The sequence below is a fragment of the Hydrogenophaga sp. PBL-H3 genome (genome assembly GCF_010104355.1).
In the GTDB taxonomy this organism is placed as follows: Bacteria; Pseudomonadota; Gammaproteobacteria; order Burkholderiales; family Burkholderiaceae_C; genus Hydrogenophaga.
The window spans coordinates 1,025,386-1,042,852 of the sequence record NZ_CP044972.1 but is presented as its reverse complement, the minus strand read 5'-3'; the positions used below and the strand labels follow the sequence as shown (position 1 = coordinate 1,042,852).

Here is a 17,467-nt window from a genome sequence, read left to right as displayed (position 1 = left end):
GATGTTGCATCCATCGGTCAATATAGCATCGGGCTCCTGCGCAAAACTGGGCGGCCGACATGCCCGACGGCCGGGTTGGCCTGGCGATCAAATTTTCTGGCAAATGGTGCAAAAAAACGTCGATCGTTGCCCTTGGCGAATGGCCTTGACGGGTGTACCACATACCCTGCAGGGTTGCCCTTCGCGCCCATAGACCATCGCATCCAGCTGGAAGTAGCCCGACTGACCTTCTGCGCTGGAGAAATCGCGCAGCGTGCTGCCGCCCAGCGCCACGGCGCGGGTGAGCACCTGAACGATCGCGGCGTGCAGACGCAAAGCGCGTGGCTTGCTCAGCCGATCGGCTCGCAAGGTCGGGCGGATGCCCGCCAGGAACAAGGCCTCCGATGCATAGATATTGCCAACGCCCACCACGATGTCCCCAGCCAGCAACACCTGCTTGATCGCCGAGCGGCGCAGCTGCAGGGCGCGGTGAAACGCCAAGGGATCAAATCCCGCTTCCAGCGGCTCCACGCCCAGGCTGCCCAGCAGCTTGGCCGCCGGCTCGACGTCCAGCGCAGGTGCATAGACGACTGCGCCAAAACGCCGTGGATCGTGCAGGCGCAACGTTCCCCGGCTGGTCGACAACTCAACATGATCGTGTTTGCCCCGGGAAGGCAGCGCCTGCGCAAACTGCAGGCTGCCCGACATGCCCAGGTGCAGCAGCAGATGGCCCTGGTCAAGGTTGAGCAACAAGTACTTGCCCCGGCGGGTGACCGACTGGACCGACCGCCCTTCCAGCATGGCTGCCTCACAGCCCAGTGGCCAGCGCAAGGGCTTGCCCAGCTCCAGACGCAGGATGGAAGCACCGGCAATGCGGTCGGCAAAGCTGCGCCGGGTGACTTCAACTTCGGGGAGTTCGGGCATGGATCGGTATTTTCTTCAAGGCATCCGGAACGCTTGTGCGGTCTTCCGATCAGACCCCTGCACCCCGAAAACCTTCCATTATCATGACCCGATGAATACCTTGCACCGCATCGCAGGCCCGTCCACCCAGCCTGCAGGCCTCGTGCGCAAGTCGGCGCTGGCCGTCGCCCTGGCCACCTGCTTCTGGGGAGCCTCGGCTCAAACCACCCCGGCAGCGCCTGCGCAAGCGCAAGCCACGGCATCGGACGCCGGGGAGATCGTCAACTCGGCATTGAACGCTCCGCTGTTCTACCAACTGCTGCTGGGTGAACTCAACGTGCGAGCGGGCGAACCCGGAACGGGCTACTCCTTCATCCTGGATGCGGCCCGCAAGCAACGTGATCCGCTTCTTTACCGCCGCGCGGTTGAAGTGGCGCTGCAAGCCCGATCGGGCGAGGCTGCTCTTGCAGCGGCGCGGGCGTGGTCGCAGGAAATTCCCGGCAGCTCCGAAGCCAACCGGTTTGTGCTGCAGATCCTGCTGGCCCTCAACCGCGTCAATGAAACCGGGCCGGTGTTGCAATCCATCCTCAAGGACGTCAGCGCTGCGGAGCGCAACGACACCATCAATGCCGTTCCGCAGACATTTTCCCGCGTGACAGACAAGGCGCAGGCCGCTGCGGTGGTCCGCGAAGCCCTGGGTCCGTACCTCAAGCAACCCGCACACGCAGCCGCTGCATTCACCTCGGTGGGCCGCATGTATCTGGCGCAGGACCAGTTGCCCGAAGCGCTGGTCTCGGCCCGCCTGGGCCACACCGCAGAGCCGGCTTCTCCCTTCCCGGCGCTGCTCGCCCTCGAACTCATGGAACGTGGTGAGCAGGCGGCTGAGCCCATCGTGCATCAACAGCTCGCCGCCAGCAGCATCGCCACATCGGCCGACACCGCCGTCGCCCTGGCTTATGCACGCATTTTGCTGGACACGCAGCGCAACCAGGAAGCGCGTGCTCAGCTTGAAAAACTGACGACACGGCAACCCGATCAGGCCGAACCCTGGCTGCTGCTCGGCTCGTTGCAGCTGCAGGAAAACGCACTGCCGGCCGCCGCGGCGTCGCTGGAAAAGTACATGGCATTGGCCCGGCAGGCGGGTGATGAGCGTTCGGCCAGAGGACTCACGCAGTCTTATTTGATGATGGCGCAGATCGCGGAAAAGCGGCAGGATTTCGCGGCTGCCAACGCCTGGCTGGACCGCATTGAAAACGCCGACGATGTCATGGCCGCACAGATCCGGCGTGCCTCGCTGCTGGCGCGGCAGGGGCGGATGGCCCAGGCTCGCGCCTTGTTGCGCAGCCAGCCCGAGCGCCGCCCCGATGATGCCCGCCTGAAACTGGTGGCTGAAGCGCAGTTGCTGCGCGACTTCAAGGCCTGGAGGGAAGCCTATGAGGTCTATGGCGAAGCGGTGGCCCGCTTCCCCGACGTGGCTGATTTGAGATACGACCAGGCCATGATGGCGGAGAAGGCCGGCAAGCCGGCCGACATGGAAGTGCTGCTGCGCGCCCTGATCGCGGCCAAGCCCGACTTCCACCACGCCTACAACGCACTGGGCTATTCCCTGGCCGAGCGCAATGTGCGTTTGCCCGAGGCCAAGAAGCTGATCGAGAAAGCCGTGGAGCTGGCGCCGGGCGATGCTTACATTCAAGACAGCCTGGGCTGGGTTGAGTTCCGTCTGGGCAACACGGCGCGTGCACTCGACATCCTGCAGGCGGCCTACGGGAAACGTCCCGATCCGGAAATCGCGGCGCACCTGGGCGAGGTGTTGTGGTCACAAGGACAACGAGAACAGGCGCTGAAGATCTGGCGCGAAGGCCTGCTCCTGTCAGCGGACAACGAGACCCTGCAGACCACGCTCAAGCGCCTGCGCGTCAAGCCATGAGGTGGGCAGCGCTGCTGCTCACCGTGGCCCTGCTGTCGGCCTGCGCCACGCCGCAGCGCACCGTTCTGCCCGGTGAGGAGCTCTGGAGTGGCCGTCTGGCAATGACCGTGCAGAGCGATCCACCACAGTCCTTTTCAGCCAACTTCGATCTGCGCGGCACGCCGGCGGCTGGCGAACTGCAGCTCACCACACCTCTGGGCACCTCGCTGGCCACGGTGGTGTGGTCGCCCGGCAGCGCCGAACTGCGCCAGGGTGGCCAGGTCACGCGACGCGGCAGCCTGGACGAACTGACCGCCGAACTCAGCGGCACGCCAGTGCCGGTGGCAGCCCTCTTCGGCTGGCTGCGCGGACAAACAGGCGACGTGCCCGGCTGGCAGGCCGACCTCGCCAGACAACCCGAAGGCCGCATCACGGCACGCCGGCTGTCGCCGCCACCCGCAGCCGAACTTCGGGTTGTCGTGCAACCATGAGCCGGGAGACATGCTTGCGGCGCTTGCTCGACGTGCCGGCACCCGCCAAGCTCAACCTGTTTCTGCACATCACCGGGCGGCGCGACGACGGTTACCACCTGCTGCAATCCATCTTCATGCTGATCGACTGGTGCGACCGCCTCCACTTTGAACGGCGATCGAACGGCGCCATCAGCCGGGAAGACCTCACGCCAATGACCCTGCCGGCTGACGACCTCTCGGTGCGTGCGGCCAGGGCCCTGCAAGCCGCCACCGGCTGCGCCCACGGCGTGCACATCGGCCTGGAGAAACACCTGCCCGCCGAAGCCGGCATGGGCGGTGGATCGTCGGATGCCGCCACGACATTGCTGGCGCTCAACCGCCTCTGGGGCCTGGGATTGAATCGCCACCAGCTCGCCACCATCGGCTTGAAGCTGGGCGCCGACGTGCCTTTTTTCATCGGCGGGCACCATGCCTGGGTCGAGGGCGTGGGCGAGCAACTCACGCCCGTGCAACTTCCCAAGGCTCGGTTTGTGGTGGTCAAACCGCCGGGCGGCGCAGCGACACAGCGCATCTTCAACGCGCCCGAACTCAAACGCGACACAAAAACTGCTACAATCCAAGGCTTTGCTGCAAACGACTCGCGAGAAGATGCCCAAGCGATTGGGGTGGTCGAATCCCAGAAAATTCTGGCTTTCGGACACAACGATCTTCAACCCGTGGCGCAGGCGCTGTGTCCCGATGTGGGGCACTGCATTCAGTGGTTGCAAGACCAGGGTTTGCAGGGGCGCATGACCGGATCGGGCACGGCGGTGTTTGCGCAGATGCCGCAGGCCATGCAACTGACCACCGCCCCGAGCGACTGGACGGTTCGTGAATGCAGCAACATGGATGTCCATCCATTGCTCGACTGGTGCTCCGATTAGAATCGGCAAGCGTTCAGCCCAGGCAGTGGTTGCGCAACCTGCGACAAGGTTTTTTCGGTGGTTTGTCCGGCTTCACGCTGAACAGATCTCCTGCGTAGGGGAGTCGCCAAGTTGGTAAAGGCACTGGATTTTGATTCCAGCATGCGAGGGTTCGAGTCCTTCCTCCCCTGCCACCCGGTTTTCATCACATCACGTACCCATCCGGCCGTTCCACGAACGGCCATTTTTTGACGGCGATCCTTTTGGGCCGTCGCTCAAACAGCTGGGAACCCCATGCAAGTTCAGCCGCCCGATTTCATGATCTTCACCGGCAACGCCAATCCGGTGTTGGCCGCGGAGATCGCACAGCATCTGGGCACCCAGCTCGGTGCGGCCAACGTGGGTCGCTTCTCCGACGGTGAAGTCACGGTAGAGATCACGCAAAACGTGCGCGCACGCCACGTGTTCGTGATCCAGTCCACTTGCTCGCCGACCAACGAGAACCTGATGGAACTCATCATCATGGTCGACGCGCTCAAGCGTGCATCGGCCGTGAGCATCTCCGCCGTCATCCCCTATTTCGGCTATGCCCGCCAGGACCGCCGCCCGCGCTCCGGCCGCGTGCCGATCTCGGCCAAGGTCGTGGCCAACATGCTGACCGCCGTGGGTGTGAACCGCGTGCTGACCATGGATCTTCACGCCGACCAGATCCAGGGCTTCTTCGACATCCCGGTGGACAACATCTACGCCTCGCCCGTGCTGCTAGGCGACCTGCGTCAGAAAAATTACCCCGACTTGCTGGTGGTCTCGCCCGACGTGGGTGGCGTGGTGCGCGCCCGCGCGCTGGCCAAGCAGCTCAACTGCGACATGGCCATCATCGACAAACGCCGGCCCAAGGCCAACGTGTCGGAAGTCATGCACGTGATCGGCGACATCGATGGCCGCAACTGCGTGATCATGGACGACATGATCGACACCGCCGGCACGCTGGTCAAAGCGGCCGAGGTGCTCAAGGAGCGCGGCGCCAAACACGTTTACGCGTATTGCACGCACCCGATCTTCTCTGGCCCTGCCATCGAACGCATCGCCAAGGGCAGTGCCCTCGACGAGGTGGTGGTCACCAACACGATTCCCCTGTCGCAAGCCGCCCAGGCTTGCGCCAAGATCCGCCAACTTTCCGTGGCACCGCTGATGGCTGAGACCATCGCGCGCATTGCCTCGGGTGAGTCGGTGATGAGTTTGTTTGCCGATCAGGACAACCTCTTCTAAGAGGCACTGAAGGCAGCAAAAGCGGGTGGCCTCCATGGTGGGGGTCGCTCTTTTGAAACAGAGGCGTTCTGGTCGCGGAACCCCTCCTCAGGAGAAATGTATGCAATTCGTCGCTTTTGAGCGCGCCAAGCAGGGTACGGGTGCGAGCCGCCGTCTCCGCAACACCGGCCGCACGCCCGGTATCGTCTTTGGTGGTGAAACACCCGCCGCCACGATCGAACTCGATCACAACGCCCTGTGGCATGCGCTGAAGAAGGAAACCTTCCACTCGTCGATCCTCGACATGGAAGTCGCCGGCACCGTACAAAAAGTGCTGTTGCGCGATGTGCAGTACCACCCCTACAAGCCGCTCGTGCTGCACGTGGACTTCCAGCGCGTGGACGACAAGACCCGTCTGCACAAGAAAGTGCCGCTGCACTTCATCAACGAAGAAAACGCGCCTGCGGTCAAGACCGACAAGTGCGTGATCAACCACGTGATGACCGAGATCGAAATCGAGTGCCTGGCCACCCAGTTGCCCGAGAACATCACGGTTGACCTGGGCGAAGTCGTCAAGGGCGGCACCGTCCACACGGGCGACATCAAGCTGCCCAAGGGCATCAAGCTCGTCATGCACGGCCGCAAGAATCTGACCATCGCCACCGTGGTGGAGCCGGTTGAAGAAGTCGTGGCCGCTCCCGTGGCCGCTGCTGCCGACGACAAAAAAGGCGCCAAAGGCAAGAAGAAATAATCTGTCCCCGGACCGATGACCTTCTCAAAACGGCCCGCTCACGCGGGCCGTTTTGCTTTCAGCTCCCACACCTGTCGATAATCCGACCCCATGATCAAACTCATCGCCGGCCTGGGCAATCCGGGTCCGGAATACGAACACACGCGCCACAACGCCGGCTTCTGGTGGGTGGACGAGGCCGCGCGCCTGCTCAAGACCTCGCTGCAGATGGAGCGTGGACATTTCGGACTGGTGGCGCGCGCCAATGTTCAAGGCCAGAGTGTCTGGCTGGTCGAGCCGCAGACCTTCATGAACCTCTCGGGAAAATCGGTGGCGTCGGTGGCACGTTTTTTCAAAATTGCACCCGAAGAAGTGCTGGTGGTTCACGACGAGCTGGACTTGCCGCCAGGAGAAGTCAAACTCAAGAAGGGGGGCGGGTATGCCGGTCACAACGGGCTTCGTGACATCCACGCCCAGCTCGGCAGCGCCGACTACTGGCGCCTGCGGGTGGGCATTGGCCACCCGGGCAACAAGAACGAAGTGGCGAACTGGGTGTTGAAGAAGCCGTCACCCGACGACCGCATTGCGATCGCCCAGGCGCTGGACCGCAGCCTCAAGGCCTTGCCACATTTGATCGCAGGGGAAATGGACAAGGCCACAGGGCTCATCCACACCAGCAAGCCGCCGCGACCCAAACCGCCCCGGCCGGCGAAGGCAGATCAGGTACCCGCCGAAGGCGCGTCACCAGCAGCCGACAAAGGCTGACCGGCCTTTTGCAGACGCTGGTATTTCTGCCAGAGCGTCTCGCGCGATTCGATGTGGTCGGGGTGGATGGGAATGCAGCTCACCGGGCAGACCTGCACACACTGCGGCTCGTCAAAATGGCCCACGCATTCGGTGCAACGCGCAGGATCGATCTCGTAGATTTCCTCGCCCATGTAAATGGCCTGGTTCGGGCATTCGGGTTCGCACACATCGCAGTTGATGCATTCGTCGGTGATCAGCAGGGCCATGGTGGTCGCTCCCGGTTCAGGCCCGCAGCGGCGCCGGCTTGAGGTTTGCGCCCACGTTGGCGTTCACCATCTGCGACACGTCGCCGCCCAGCTGCGAAATTTCACGAACCAGGGTGCTGGAAATGCACTGCAACTCGGCCTGCGGCAGCAGGAACACCGTTTCCACCGCCGGGTTGAGCTTGCGGTTCATCGCCGCCATCTGGGCCTCGTAGTCGAAGTCGGTGAGATTGCGGATGCCACGCACCACAGCGCAGGCGCCTTGCTGGCGGCAGAAGTCCATGATGAGACCGTCGAACGGCAGCACACGCACCAGACCAGGCAAACGCGACGCGGCCTCGGCCGCCATGTCCAGACGCTGCTGCAAGGCAAAGCGGGTCTTCTTGTGGTGCGCGATGGCCACTGCGATGACCACCTCGTCAAACAAGAGCGCGGCACGGCGCGCCACATCTTCATGACCGAGCGTGAGCGGGTCGAAGGTGCCGCTGTACACCGCCACGCGGGGCTGTTTCGATGGCACGGAAAGGTCGGAACTCATGGCCGGAATTATGCGCGCGGGGCTGTCAGCGCCCGCTCACTGCGCGGGCAATGGCCGCAACAGGTGAAAGGCCACCGCGCCCGCCTTGCCTTGGCGGTGCACCTGCAGACCCAGCGTCGCCAGTTCATCGTCGAGCCAAGGGCGCGGGGCCTCCAGGTACACGAGGCCATCGGCGCCGATGGCCTGCCGCGCGGCGGCCAGCGCGGAGAGCACCAGGGTTTCGTTCTGCGCGTCGGCGAATGGCGGGTCGAGAAACACCACGTCAAAGCCCTGCCCGGCGCGCTGGCGCAACGCGGCCACACCGTCACCGCGCTCCACGCGCACGGCGGTTGCCTTGAGTTTGGTCACGGTGCGGCTGAGGTTGGCGAGCAAGGCGCTGTCCTGCTCCACCAGCACCACCTCCACCGCGCCGCGCGAGGCGGCTTCAAGGCCCAGCGCGCCGGTACCGGCAAAGGCGTCCACGCAGCGCAGACCGGTGAGGTCCTGCCCCAGCCAGTTGAACAAGGTCTCGCGCACGCGCGAGGGCGTGGGGCGCAGGCCAGGACGGTCGGCCACCGGCAGCAGGGTGCGTTTCCAGAGGCCGCCGATGATGCGGATTTCGTGCGGGGCACTGGCCGCAGCGCGTGCCGCGGAGACAGGAGGTTTTTTCATGCCACCGAGCTTACGCGACCCGAACGCGCAGGCGTTCAGGGCTGGGCGCCGACCACGACGGTGACCATGCGGTCCGGCTGCAACACCCGCGCAAACGAGCGCCGGATGTCGGCCACGCTCACGCGCTCAATCTGCTGGGTCCAGGTGTCCAGATAATCCAGCGGCAGGCCGCTCCAACCGATGTTGGCCACGTTGTCGAGCAGCTTGCGGTTGCTGTCGATGCGCAGCGAAAAGCCGTTCACCAGAAACGCCTTGGCCGCCTTGAGTTCGTCCTCGGTCGGCCCTTGCTCGACGAACTGCTTCACCACGTTGCGCGACACCTCCACGGCTTGTGCGGCCTGGTCGGGACGCGTGGTGAGGCCGATCTGGAAAGCCCCCGCGTGACGACCGGGCGCGAAGTAGCTGGACACGCTGTAACTCAGGCCGCGCTTCTCGCGCACCTCGGTGGTCAGCCGCGACACGAAGCCGCCGCCACCCAGGATGTAGTTGCCCACGAACAGCGGGAAGAAGTCGGGGTCGTTGCGGGCGATGCCGGGCTGGCCAATCGACACCTGGGCTTGGGCGGCGGCAAACGGCAGGCGCTCGTCGATCGCGCGCTCCAGGGGCTGCACCGGCGCCACAGCGGGCAAAGGTTCGCAACCGCGCGACGTCAGTGGCGCCATGAACTGGCCCACCATGGCGTCGGCCTGAGCGCGGTCGATCGCGCCCACCAGCGTCACCTGTGCGCGGCAGGCCACCACATGGCGGCGGTAGAAGGCTTGCATGTCGACCACGTTGATCGCATTGAAGGTGGCGGCATCGGGCTGGAAACCATACGGATGCGTACCGTAGACCGCGCGCGCAAAGGCGCGGCCGGCCTGCGTGCCGGGGCGGTTTTCGGCTTCCTTGAGCGACGCCAGCAGGCGCTCGCGGTCGCGCTGCCACACGGCTTGTGGCCAGGCGGGCGCGCCGATCTGGCGGGCGGCCAGGGCCACGGCGCGCTGCAGCAGATCGGGCTCGGTCAGCGTTCGCAGAGACAGGGTGAAGCGGTCGGCGCTGGCCTGGGCGCCAAACTGAGCGCCGAGGTCCACCCAGGCTTCGCTGAGCTGGTTCTCGTCCAGCGCGGGCAGGCCCGGCTGCGCGGCCACGCCGTCGGACAGCAGGCCCGCCGTCGCGCCGGCCAGTCCGGCCTGGGCCGGTGGGTCGCGCCGACTGCCACCATCGAAGTCGAGTTGCACATCCAGCATGGGGATGGACGGGCTGGACACCAGGTAGACACGCGCGCCGCTGGCATGGATCCAGTGCTCGATGGGAATGGCCGCCTGGGCGGCGCCGGACAGGCCAGCGAGCAAGACCGCCGACACGGCGACACAGCGGATGGATGGTTTCAGAAATACCCTCATTTCTGGTTCCCCTCAGGCACCAGCACCGCGGTGGTGAGCTGCTCTTCGGCGAAATAGCGCTGAGCCACCGACTGCACCTGCGCGGCCGTCACCGCGCGCAGCCGCCCCATCAGGCGGTCTCCCGTGTGGATGTCCAGGCCATTGACCCAGTAGCTGCCGAGTTCCTGCGCCTGGTTGAAGACCGAGTCGAGTTTGTAGACCTCACCCGCCGTCCACTGCGTCTTGACGCGACGCAGCTCGGCCTCGCTGATGCCTTCGCGCGCGACACGCTGCACCTCGGACTTCAGCGCGGCGGCGGCCATGTCTGCGCTCACGCCGCGGGCCGGTACCGCGCTGAGCGAAAAAAGCTGCGGGCCGCGGCCCATGAGGCCGTAGGACGCGCCCGCACTGTCGGCAATGCGTTTGCCACCCGTGCCCTGGCCCTGCACCAGAGCGCGGTCAAGCCGGGCGCCGGCGTAACCATCGAGCACGGCTGCGAGCACCGTCAGGGCCAGCGCGTCCTGGCTGGCCGCATCTTGCTCGGCGGCACCGCTCCAGCGCGGCACCTTGTAGGCCAAGGCCACCACAGCCTGATCGGCCACGGCGCGGTACTCCATGCGACGCGGGCCCGCCTGGGGCGGCTCTTCGCGCGGCTTGCGTGCGGGCACGGCCCGGGCCGCAATGGGACCGAAGTATTTCTCGGCCAGCGCTCGGGTCTGGGCCACGTCCACGTCACCCGCGATCACCACGGCAGCGTTGGCCGGGGTATACCAGCGCTGGTGGAACTCGCGCGCGTCCGCGGGTGTCATCGACTCGATGTCGTTCATCCAGCCAATGATGGGCCGACGGTACGGACTGGCCTGGTAGACCATCGCGTTCATCGCTTCAAACATGCGCGCGCGCGGTGACTCTTCGGTGCGCTGGCGGCGTTCCTCCTTCACCACCTCGATCTCGCGCTTGAACTCGTCGTCGCTCCACTGGTTGCGCGCGAAGCGGTCGGCTTCGAGCTTCATCACGGCCTCCAGCGCCTGCGCTGGCACCTGCTGGTGGTAGGCCGTGGCGTCGCGGCTGGTGAAGGCGTTGTCGCGCCCGCCCAAGGCCGCGATGCGGCGCGAAAACTCACCCGGCTTGAGGTCGGGTGTGCCTTTGAACATCATGTGTTCGAGCACATGGGCCACGCCCGAGGTGCCATCAACCTCGTCGATGGAGCCCACCCGCACCCACAACATGTGGGCCACGGTGGGGGCGCGCCGGTCGGGCCGCACGATCAGCGTCATGCCGTTGGAGAGCGTGAAGCTCTGGGCCACCGGGGCAGGAGAAGCAGGGGTTGGGGTCTGTGCAAACGACCCGAAGGCCGTGAAAGCCAGTGCGATGGACAGTGCGCCACGGCGCAAGTCAGGCAGGTTCGGAGTGCGTTTCATAGAATGCAATGGATTCTAGAGATGGACAAATGTTCTCGTTCTTTCGCAAAAAAGCCCCCACTGCGCCCTCACCGGCCACCCCCACGACCTCCGCAGCCCCCCCTGCGGTGGCCCCTGCCGTCGAACTGGCGCAGCAGCCACCCACCGCCGCACCCGTGCGCCAGGGCTGGCTGGACAAGCTCAAGAACGGTCTGCGCAAGACCGGATCGAGCATCACCACGGTCTTCACCGGCACCCAGATCGACGATGCCCTGTACGAAGAGCTCGAAGCCGCGCTGCTGATGGCCGACACCGGCGTGAAGGCCACCACCCACCTGCTGGCCGATCTCAAGCGCCGGGTCAAGGAGAACAAGACCACCGATCCCGCCGCCGTCAAGGGTCTGCTGGCCGATGCCATCACCGAGTTGCTGACCCCGTTGCAGAAGCCGCTGGTGATTGGCGAGCACAAGCCCACCGTGATCATGGTGGCCGGCGTCAACGGCGCCGGCAAGACCACTTCCATCGGCAAGCTCACGCGCCACCTGGCGCAAAGCGGCGCCAGCGTGCTGCTGGCCGCCGCCGACACCTTTCGCGCTGCCGCGCGCGAACAGCTCGCGGTGTGGGCCGACCGGAACACGGTGGAGATCATCACGCAGCAGGGCGGCGACCCGGCCGCGGTGAGCTTTGATGCCGTGACCGCCGGGCGCGCACGCGGACGCGACGTGGTGCTGGTGGACACCGCCGGGCGCCTGCCGACCCAGCTGCATCTGATGGAAGAGCTGCGCAAGATCAAACGCGTGGTGCAGAAGGCCGATCCGACCGCGCCCCATGAAGTCTTGCTCGTCATCGATGGCAACACCGGCCAGAACGCGCTGATGCAGGTGAGGGCTTTCGACGAGGCGCTGGGCCTCACGGGTCTGGTCATCACCAAGCTCGACGGCACGGCCAAGGGTGGCGTGATCTGTGCGATCGCACGCGAAAAGCCTGTGCCGATCTACTTCATCGGCGTGGGTGAAAAGCTGGAAGACCTGGAAACCTTCAACGCGCGTGAATTTGCGCAGGCGCTGCTGTCCTGAACGCTCAGTTCTCGTTGTCCGAGTAGTTGCGCCACTGGCCCATGGCGTTGCGCATGGTGAGCAGCTGACGTTCAAAGCGCGGACAGGCCTGGCACATGGCCAGGTGAAGCCGCAGCGCCATGCGCTCGACCAGCGGCAGGGCGCGGTCTTCGCGGGCGATGAGCAACGCGGAAACCTCCTTGCAGGTGCGGCGCAGCGGGTAGATGGGCTTCATGGCGTTCTCGGGCGTGCAAACCAGTTGAGTTCCAGACATTCTCGCAACCTCAGCCGGGCGCGGTGCAGTTGAACGTAGAGGTTCGTCGGGGTCAGCGACAGTTCCTTACAGATCTCCTCGCTGGAGAGCTCCAGCCACTCACGCATGAGGAACAGGCGCCCCTGCACGGGGGGCAGCTTGTCGGTGCAAGCCTCCAGCACCTCGAAGAACTGCCGGCTGTTCAGCTCCTGTTCCGGGTTGCCCCATTCAGCAGGTTTCTCGGCAAAGTGTCCATCGGCCTTGAAGGCCATGTGCTCCAGCGGGTCGGCACCCTCGTCGTCGTCGCTGCTGGACAGACACACCTCGCGGCTGTTCTGCCGAATCGCATCAATGATCTTGTGCTTGAGGATGCCGACCAGCCAGGTCTTGAGCTGGGAACGCTGCTCGAAGCCTTGCGGGCGCGAGATCGCGGCCAGCAGGGTTTCCGACACCGCGTCTTCGGCCCAGGCGTCGTTGCGCAGCTGCAGGCGCGCGAATTTGAGCAGGTACACGCGCAGATCCGCCACTTGATGCTCGAATGAAGGCGTGATGGGCTGCGACATGGGGGCCGAGTGTAATGAAAGCAGCGGGGTGGCGACGAAAGGGCTAACAGGAGATTCCCATGTCCATGGTCCCCGCCCGTTTCACCCAGCGTTTCCAAACTTTGCTGATCGCCGCCTCCTTGAGCCCGCTGACGCTCATGGCCCAAACCTTTCCTCCACCTGAAGCGCAACCGGCGCTGCGCGGCAGCACGCTTGAGGGAAAGGCCTTTGACCTGCAGGCTCTGCGCGGCAAGGTGGTGATGGTGGTGTTCTGGTCGACCGACTGCGCGGTCTGCCGCGACAAGATGCCCGAACTGCGCGCCAATGTGAAAGGCTGGATGGGCCAGCCGTTTCAACTCATCAGCGTGAGCACCGACCGCCAGCGCAGCAGCGCCGAGTCCTACACCCAACTGATCAACATCACAGTGCCGGCCAACCAGCGCTTCACCACGCTGTGGAGCAGGGATGTGCGGTACCACGACACCTTCGGGCCCACCGGTCACCTGCCCGCCGCCTTCCTGCTGGACAAGAGCGGTCGGCTGGTGGAGCAGTACCACGGCCGCATTCCGGCCGAGGCCTGGGACCGCATCGCCGACCTGCTCTGAAAAATTTTTTCAAGGCTGCGTAAGAAAGCCGCCCACCGCCAGACCAATCCCCAACCTGCTGACGATGCCTACGCGAGAGCACCGCACGGCAGCAGGTTGTCCTTCAACCTTGTTCCACCTTTTCAGGAGCTTCCCATGAACCAACGCACCATGATCGCCGCCGCCGCCACCTCGCTGATGTCGCTGGCCTTGCTGTCATCCCCAGCCTTCGCACAGACCGCTGCCAAAGAAAAGTGCTTCGGCATTGCCAAGGCTGGCCAGAATGATTGCGCCAGCGTCAGCGGCGTGCATTCTTGCGCCGGTCAGGCCAAGGTCGACAACGACAAGGGCGAATGGAAATACGTGGCCACCGGCACCTGCAAGCAAATGGGTGGTCTCAGTCTCGACCAGGCCAAGATGGAAAAGAAGTCCTGATCGACATCCTCGTTTTCAGGACATCCCCATGACCGCCGCCGACCCTTCGCTGCCGACCCGCCCGGTCGCGCCCGTGGGCATCGGCTGGCGGCACCCCCATTACGCCGAGCTGCTGCGGCGGCGGCCGGCACTGGACTTCATCGAGGTCCATTCCGAAAACTTCCTGGCCCCCGGAGGTGCTGCGCGCGCGGTGCTGCGCCAGGGGCGCGAGTCCTACCCCGTCAGCCTGCACGGCGTGGGCCTGTCGCTCGGCTCGGCCGCCGGCATTGACGAGGTGCACCTCGATCAGCTCGCGGCGCTCGTGGCCGAGATCGAGCCCGTGCGCGTGAGCGACCACGCCTGCTTTGCGCGCGGCCCGCTGTCGCAGCAGCCCGGGCAATCGGTGCATGCCTGCGACTTGCTGCCGCCCCCCTTCACCCGCGAAGCACTGGACACGATGTGCGCCAACGTGCAACGTGTTCAGGACCGCCTGCGCCGACCAATCGCGGTGGAAAACCTGTCTGCCTACGTGCGCTGGCAGGCCAACGAATTCGACGAGCCCACCTTCCTCAACACACTCGCACAACGCACCGGTTGCGGCCTGCTGGTGGACGTGAACAACCTACTCGTCAACGCCCTCAACGACCACCTGCAAGACGGATCGATCGATCCGCTCGCACAGTGCAGGCGCTGGCTCGACGCCATCCATCCCGGGGTGGCGGCCGAACTGCACCTGGCTGGCCACGTGCACTGCGGCGACATCGTGATCGACGACCATGGCAGCCGCGTGGTGCCCGAGGTGTGGGCGCTGTACCGCCACGCACTGGTGCGTTTTGACGCCGTGCCCACACTGATCGAATGGGACACCGGCCTGCCCGACCTGGCGGTGCTGCTTGACGAGGTGGATATCGCGCGAGCACAGGCACGGCAGGCCATGAAGCTGGACATGGTGGCCGCATGAATGCACTGGCCGTGCAGCAACAAACCCTGCTTGACGGGCTGTTCGCCCGGCCCGGCAGCGCGGGCTGCACCCGTGCCCTGCAGCAACTCCATGCGCTGCTCAAACCCCAGGCCGCGCGGGGCCTCATGGCCTACCGGGCCAACAGCCACGACCTCGCCGAACGCAGCCTGCACGCGGCCTACCCCGTGATCGCGCAACTCATCGGCATCGACAACTTCAACGCACTGGCTCGCGACCTCTGGCACAGCCACCCGCCGCAATGCGGTGATCTGGCGCACTGGGGCGACACCCTGCCCGCCTTTCTGGCGGCCAACGACCAACTGCGGGAACTGCCTTACCTGCCCGACGTGGCCCGCGTGGAGTGGGCGCTGCACCGAGCCGCCGGTGCGCCGGACGCGGACACCGATCTGCCGAGCTTTGCGCGGCTGTCCATCGACGACCCGAGCACCCTCACCCTGACCCTGGCACCCGGCACGGCGCTCATCACCAGCCCCTGGCCGGTGGCCAGCCTGATCACCGCGCACACCGAGGGCCAGCCCGGCATGGACGGCGTGGGCCAGCAGCTGCGCAGCCGCGTGGGCGAGACCGCCCTGGTCTGGCGACAAGGCTTTCGGCCTTGTGTGGCGCTGTGTCCGCCTCACGCCGCTGGCGTGCTGCAGGCCTTGCTCGCTGCAGAGGCCTTGCCCGACGCCCTCGCGCGTGCCGGCACCGATTTCGATTTTTCCGCCTGGCTCACCCAAGCCGTTCACAGCGGCGTGGTGACTGGCGTGGTCAGTGCATCTATCCAGCCCCAACCTCACGAGGAATCCCCATGAACCCACCCACCCTGCTGCAGCGTGGCCTCTCGCTGTGGTCCATCGTCACCAACACACTGGACGGTGCGCGTCCCCTGGCCGCACTCGCCACGCGCGCCTACCTCGCCCAGGCGTTCTTTCTCTCGGGCCTGACCAAGCTGCGCGACTGGGAGACCACCCTCCTGCTGTTCACCGAGGAATACAAGGTGCCCCTGTTAACCCCTCAGCTCGCCGCCATCTCGGGCACAGCGGGCGAGCTGGTGCTGCCGGTCCTGCTGCTGCTGGGTCTGGCCGGCCGCTTCTCGGCGCTGGGTCTGTCGGTGGTGAACGTGGTGGCCGTCCTCAGCCTGGCCGACATCGCACCCGCCGCGCTGCAGCAGCACATCACCTGGGGTGTGCTGCTGGCCACGCTGGCCTTGTACGGCGTGGGCAAGTGGTCGATCGATGCCCTGTGGCTCGGTCCGCGGCTCAACCGCACGGCTGCAACGGGCATGGCATTGAACTAAGCTGCAGCGCTGAACTTGCCATTGCCGGAGAAACCGACTTGCCTCAACACTTCGCCGCTGTCCTCTTTTCCCGCCGTCAACTGCTGTTGGCCGCCGCCAGCGCATCCCTGCAGCCGGCCTGGGCCCAGTCGAACTGGTCGGCCATCGAGCAGAAGGCGCGCGGCCAGACCGTGTTCTGGAACGCCTGGGCCGGCAGCGAGCAGGTCAACGCCTACCTGCGCTGGGTGGCGCAGCAGGTGCAGGCCACACACGGCATCCAACTGCAACACGTGAAGATCACGGACACGGCCGATGTGGTCAAGCGCGTGCGTGCTGAAAAAGCTGCGGGTCGCACGGCCACGGAGGGCACGGTCGATCTGGTGTGGATCAACGGAGAGAACTTTGCCGTCATGAAGCGCGAGGGCCTGCTGTTTGGCCCCTGGGCCGAAAGCCTGCCCCACTTCCGCTGGGTCGACGTGGAAGGCAAGCCCACCACGCTGACCGATTTTTCCGTGCCCACCGAGGGCATGGAGTCGCCCTGGGGCATGGCGCAATTCACCCTGTTTGCCGACAGCAAACGCCTGCCGCAGTTGCCGCAAAACATGCAGGCCGTGCTGACGCTGGCCCGCGCCCAGCCAGGGCGCATCACCCACCCGCGCCTGCCCGACTTTCACGGCACCACCTTCGTCAAGCAGGCCCTGGTTGAATTCGCGCCCGATGCGAAAGCGCTCGCGCGGCCGGTGACCGACGCAGCCTTCGCCACGCAGACCGCCCAGCTGTGGCCTTTTCTCGATGCGCTGCGCCCGCACCTGTGGCGCGCGGGCCAACAGTTTCCGCAGAACGCCGCCGCTGTGCGCCAGATGATGGCCGACGGTGAACTGCTGCTGGCCCTGACCTTCAACCCCAATGAAGCGGCCAACGAGATCGCCGCCAGGCGCCTGCCCGCCACCGTGGTGAGCTGGCAGTTTGAAAAAGGCACGATCGGCAACACGCACTTTGTGGCCATTCCGTACAACGCACGCGCCAAGGCCGGCGCGCAGGTGGTGGCCAACTTCCTGCTCTCGCCAGCCGCCCAGGCGCGCAAGGCCGACATCGCCCACTGGGGCGACCCGACCGTGCTCGATGTGCCGCGCCTGTCCCCCGCGGATCGTGCGCTGTTCCAGACCGGCCAACTGCCCGGCCTGGTGAGCAAGGGCGCACCCACGCTGCCCGAGCCCCACGCCTCGTGGGTCGCGCCGCTGGAGAAGGAGTGGGCGCGCCGCTACGGCGTGTGAGCGC

21 protein-coding genes and 1 tRNA gene are annotated in these 17,467 nt (G+C 65.5%); 14 read left to right on the top strand and 8 right to left on the bottom strand.

All coding sequences use genetic code 11. The annotated features are described in order from the left end of the window. Positions 1 to 87 precede the first annotated feature (87 nt). Positions 88 to 903: a bifunctional DNA-formamidopyrimidine glycosylase/DNA-(apurinic or apyrimidinic site) lyase gene (mutM, locus tag F9Z44_RS05055; RefSeq protein WP_159604150.1), complete on the bottom strand. Its 816-nt coding sequence runs from the start codon at positions 901 to 903 to the stop codon at positions 88 to 90. A 91-nt stretch (positions 904 to 994) separates the two neighbouring features. On the opposite strand from mutM, the gene F9Z44_RS05050 reads away from it, so the two are divergent. From F9Z44_RS05050 to pth, 7 genes are all read left to right on the top strand, one after another. Beyond that, the gene (locus F9Z44_RS05050; RefSeq protein WP_159604148.1) at positions 995 to 2,809 is read left to right on the top strand and encodes a tetratricopeptide repeat protein; all 1,815 of its coding nucleotides are present in this window, start codon (positions 995 to 997) and stop codon (positions 2,807 to 2,809) included. Beyond that, a complete protein-coding gene (locus F9Z44_RS05045; RefSeq protein ID WP_159604146.1) occupies positions 2,806 to 3,279 on the top strand; it encodes a lipoprotein insertase outer membrane protein LolB in 474 nt (157 codons plus the stop codon). The genes F9Z44_RS05050 and F9Z44_RS05045 overlap by 4 nt, the downstream gene beginning before the upstream one ends. A 14-nt stretch (positions 3,280 to 3,293) precedes the next feature. Beyond that, positions 3,294 to 4,184 (top strand): 4-(cytidine 5'-diphospho)-2-C-methyl-D-erythritol kinase, encoded by an 891-nt coding sequence (gene ispE / locus F9Z44_RS05040; protein ID WP_159608584.1) that lies wholly within the window; start codon positions 3,294 to 3,296, stop codon positions 4,182 to 4,184. A 96-nt stretch (positions 4,185 to 4,280) separates the two neighbouring features. After that, positions 4,281 to 4,357, top strand: a tRNA-Gln gene (locus F9Z44_RS05035). A 100-nt stretch (positions 4,358 to 4,457) separates the two neighbouring features. Then, entirely contained in the window at positions 4,458 to 5,432 is a 975-nt protein-coding gene (locus F9Z44_RS05030) for a ribose-phosphate pyrophosphokinase (protein WP_056269363.1), read from the top strand. 100 nt (positions 5,433 to 5,532) lie between these two features. Continuing rightward, positions 5,533 to 6,162, top strand: a complete 630-nt coding sequence (locus F9Z44_RS05025; protein ID WP_159604144.1) for a 50S ribosomal protein L25/general stress protein Ctc — start codon at positions 5,533 to 5,535, stop codon at positions 6,160 to 6,162. A gap of 90 nt (positions 6,163 to 6,252) precedes the next feature. Continuing rightward, positions 6,253 to 6,906: an aminoacyl-tRNA hydrolase gene (pth, locus tag F9Z44_RS05020; protein ID WP_159604142.1), complete on the top strand. Its 654-nt coding sequence runs from the start codon at positions 6,253 to 6,255 to the stop codon at positions 6,904 to 6,906. On the opposite strand, the gene F9Z44_RS05015 is transcribed toward pth, so the two are convergent. Genes F9Z44_RS05015 through F9Z44_RS04995 form a run of 5 tightly spaced genes read right to left on the bottom strand, consistent with a single transcriptional unit; the run spans position 6,861 to position 11,122 of the window. Continuing rightward, the gene (locus F9Z44_RS05015) at positions 6,861 to 7,154 is read right to left on the bottom strand and encodes a YfhL family 4Fe-4S dicluster ferredoxin (RefSeq protein ID WP_159604140.1); all 294 of its coding nucleotides are present in this window, start codon (positions 7,152 to 7,154) and stop codon (positions 6,861 to 6,863) included. The two genes, pth and F9Z44_RS05015, sit on opposite strands and share 46 nt — an antisense overlap. 16 nt (positions 7,155 to 7,170) lie before the next feature. Then, positions 7,171 to 7,689 carry a pantetheine-phosphate adenylyltransferase gene (coaD, locus tag F9Z44_RS05010; RefSeq protein WP_159604138.1) on the bottom strand — a complete coding sequence of 173 codons (519 nt, stop codon included), beginning with the start codon at positions 7,687 to 7,689 and terminating at the stop codon, positions 7,171 to 7,173. Between the two features lie 36 nt (positions 7,690 to 7,725). Further along, the gene (gene rsmD / locus F9Z44_RS05005; RefSeq protein WP_159604136.1) at positions 7,726 to 8,340 is read right to left on the bottom strand and encodes a 16S rRNA (guanine(966)-N(2))-methyltransferase RsmD; all 615 of its coding nucleotides are present in this window, start codon (positions 8,338 to 8,340) and stop codon (positions 7,726 to 7,728) included. A 35-nt stretch (positions 8,341 to 8,375) separates the two neighbouring features. Next, positions 8,376 to 9,722, bottom strand: a complete 1,347-nt coding sequence (locus F9Z44_RS05000; RefSeq protein ID WP_159604134.1) for a M16 family metallopeptidase — start codon at positions 9,720 to 9,722, stop codon at positions 8,376 to 8,378. Next, a complete protein-coding gene (locus F9Z44_RS04995) occupies positions 9,719 to 11,122 on the bottom strand; it encodes a M16 family metallopeptidase (protein WP_159604132.1) in 1,404 nt (467 codons plus the stop codon). Before F9Z44_RS04995 ends, F9Z44_RS05000 begins: the two co-directional genes overlap by 4 nt. A 29-nt stretch (positions 11,123 to 11,151) precedes the next feature. Between F9Z44_RS04995 and ftsY the strand changes: the two genes are divergently transcribed. Continuing rightward, positions 11,152 to 12,177 (top strand): signal recognition particle-docking protein FtsY, encoded by a 1,026-nt coding sequence (gene ftsY, locus F9Z44_RS04990; protein WP_159604130.1) that lies wholly within the window; start codon positions 11,152 to 11,154, stop codon positions 12,175 to 12,177. 4 nt (positions 12,178 to 12,181) lie between these two features. Here ftsY and F9Z44_RS04985 read toward each other — a convergent pair whose 3' ends face one another. Together F9Z44_RS04985 and F9Z44_RS04980 are read right to left on the bottom strand one after the other, a co-directional pair. Next, positions 12,182 to 12,391: a zf-HC2 domain-containing protein gene (locus tag F9Z44_RS04985; protein WP_159604128.1), complete on the bottom strand. Its 210-nt coding sequence runs from the start codon at positions 12,389 to 12,391 to the stop codon at positions 12,182 to 12,184. Continuing rightward, positions 12,388 to 12,972 (bottom strand): sigma-70 family RNA polymerase sigma factor, encoded by a 585-nt coding sequence (locus tag F9Z44_RS04980; protein ID WP_159604126.1) that lies wholly within the window; start codon positions 12,970 to 12,972, stop codon positions 12,388 to 12,390. Before F9Z44_RS04980 ends, F9Z44_RS04985 begins: the two co-directional genes overlap by 4 nt. Before the next feature lie 59 nt (positions 12,973 to 13,031). Between F9Z44_RS04980 and F9Z44_RS04975 the strand changes: the two genes are divergently transcribed. The 6 genes from F9Z44_RS04975 to F9Z44_RS04950 all read left to right on the top strand — a co-directional run bounded on the left by F9Z44_RS04975 (position 13,032) and on the right by F9Z44_RS04950 (position 17,463). Next, the gene (locus F9Z44_RS04975; RefSeq protein ID WP_159604124.1) at positions 13,032 to 13,556 is read left to right on the top strand and encodes a TlpA family protein disulfide reductase; all 525 of its coding nucleotides are present in this window, start codon (positions 13,032 to 13,034) and stop codon (positions 13,554 to 13,556) included. A 135-nt stretch (positions 13,557 to 13,691) separates the two neighbouring features. Beyond that, complete coding sequence (locus tag F9Z44_RS04970; protein ID WP_159604122.1) at positions 13,692 to 13,970, top strand: BufA1 family periplasmic bufferin-type metallophore; 279 nt, start codon at positions 13,692 to 13,694, stop codon at positions 13,968 to 13,970. Between the two features lie 28 nt (positions 13,971 to 13,998). After that, positions 13,999 to 14,910 carry a DUF692 domain-containing protein gene (locus tag F9Z44_RS04965; protein WP_159604120.1) on the top strand — a complete coding sequence of 304 codons (912 nt, stop codon included), beginning with the start codon at positions 13,999 to 14,001 and terminating at the stop codon, positions 14,908 to 14,910. Then, the gene (locus tag F9Z44_RS04960; RefSeq protein WP_159604118.1) at positions 14,907 to 15,725 is read left to right on the top strand and encodes an HvfC/BufC N-terminal domain-containing protein; all 819 of its coding nucleotides are present in this window, start codon (positions 14,907 to 14,909) and stop codon (positions 15,723 to 15,725) included. Before F9Z44_RS04965 ends, F9Z44_RS04960 begins: the two co-directional genes overlap by 4 nt. Further along, on the top strand, positions 15,722 to 16,210 hold the full coding sequence (locus F9Z44_RS04955) for a DoxX family protein (RefSeq protein ID WP_159604116.1): 489 nt from the start codon (positions 15,722 to 15,724) through the stop codon (positions 16,208 to 16,210). Before F9Z44_RS04960 ends, F9Z44_RS04955 begins: the two co-directional genes overlap by 4 nt. 38 nt (positions 16,211 to 16,248) lie before the next feature. Continuing rightward, on the top strand, positions 16,249 to 17,463 hold the full coding sequence (locus F9Z44_RS04950) for an ABC transporter substrate-binding protein (RefSeq protein ID WP_159604114.1): 1,215 nt from the start codon (positions 16,249 to 16,251) through the stop codon (positions 17,461 to 17,463). The last annotated feature ends 4 nt before the right edge of the window (positions 17,464 to 17,467 follow it).

What these genes read in the sequence shown, in the direction of transcription:
- F9Z44_RS04955 (WP_159604116.1), top strand. Translation starts at nt 15,722, where the DNA reads ATGAACCCACCCACCCTGCTGCAGCGTGGCCTCTCGCTGTGGTCCATC.
- F9Z44_RS05050 (WP_159604148.1), top strand. Translation starts at nt 995, where the DNA reads ATGAATACCTTGCACCGCATCGCAGGCCCGTCCACCCAGCCTGCAGGC.
- F9Z44_RS04995 (WP_159604132.1), bottom strand. Translation starts at nt 11,122, where the DNA reads ATGAAACGCACTCCGAACCTGCCTGACTTGCGCCGTGGCGCACTGTCC.
- F9Z44_RS04980 (WP_159604126.1), bottom strand. Translation starts at nt 12,972, where the DNA reads ATGTCGCAGCCCATCACGCCTTCATTCGAGCATCAAGTGGCGGATCTG.
- F9Z44_RS04965 (WP_159604120.1), top strand. Translation starts at nt 13,999, where the DNA reads ATGACCGCCGCCGACCCTTCGCTGCCGACCCGCCCGGTCGCGCCCGTG.
- F9Z44_RS05045 (WP_159604146.1), top strand. Translation starts at nt 2,806, where the DNA reads ATGAGGTGGGCAGCGCTGCTGCTCACCGTGGCCCTGCTGTCGGCCTGC.
- F9Z44_RS05030 (WP_056269363.1), top strand. Translation starts at nt 4,458, where the DNA reads ATGCAAGTTCAGCCGCCCGATTTCATGATCTTCACCGGCAACGCCAAT.
- pth (WP_159604142.1), top strand. Translation starts at nt 6,253, where the DNA reads ATGATCAAACTCATCGCCGGCCTGGGCAATCCGGGTCCGGAATACGAA.
- F9Z44_RS04975 (WP_159604124.1), top strand. Translation starts at nt 13,032, where the DNA reads ATGTCCATGGTCCCCGCCCGTTTCACCCAGCGTTTCCAAACTTTGCTG.
- F9Z44_RS05025 (WP_159604144.1), top strand. Translation starts at nt 5,533, where the DNA reads ATGCAATTCGTCGCTTTTGAGCGCGCCAAGCAGGGTACGGGTGCGAGC.
- F9Z44_RS05015 (WP_159604140.1), bottom strand. Translation starts at nt 7,154, where the DNA reads ATGGCCCTGCTGATCACCGACGAATGCATCAACTGCGATGTGTGCGAA.
- ftsY (WP_159604130.1), top strand. Translation starts at nt 11,152, where the DNA reads ATGTTCTCGTTCTTTCGCAAAAAAGCCCCCACTGCGCCCTCACCGGCC.
- rsmD (WP_159604136.1), bottom strand. Translation starts at nt 8,340, where the DNA reads ATGAAAAAACCTCCTGTCTCCGCGGCACGCGCTGCGGCCAGTGCCCCG.
- coaD (WP_159604138.1), bottom strand. Translation starts at nt 7,689, where the DNA reads ATGAGTTCCGACCTTTCCGTGCCATCGAAACAGCCCCGCGTGGCGGTG.
- F9Z44_RS05000 (WP_159604134.1), bottom strand. Translation starts at nt 9,722, where the DNA reads ATGAGGGTATTTCTGAAACCATCCATCCGCTGTGTCGCCGTGTCGGCG.
- F9Z44_RS04985 (WP_159604128.1), bottom strand. Translation starts at nt 12,391, where the DNA reads ATGAAGCCCATCTACCCGCTGCGCCGCACCTGCAAGGAGGTTTCCGCG.
- F9Z44_RS04970 (WP_159604122.1), top strand. Translation starts at nt 13,692, where the DNA reads ATGAACCAACGCACCATGATCGCCGCCGCCGCCACCTCGCTGATGTCG.
- mutM (WP_159604150.1), bottom strand. Translation starts at nt 903, where the DNA reads ATGCCCGAACTCCCCGAAGTTGAAGTCACCCGGCGCAGCTTTGCCGAC.
- F9Z44_RS04960 (WP_159604118.1), top strand. Translation starts at nt 14,907, where the DNA reads ATGAATGCACTGGCCGTGCAGCAACAAACCCTGCTTGACGGGCTGTTC.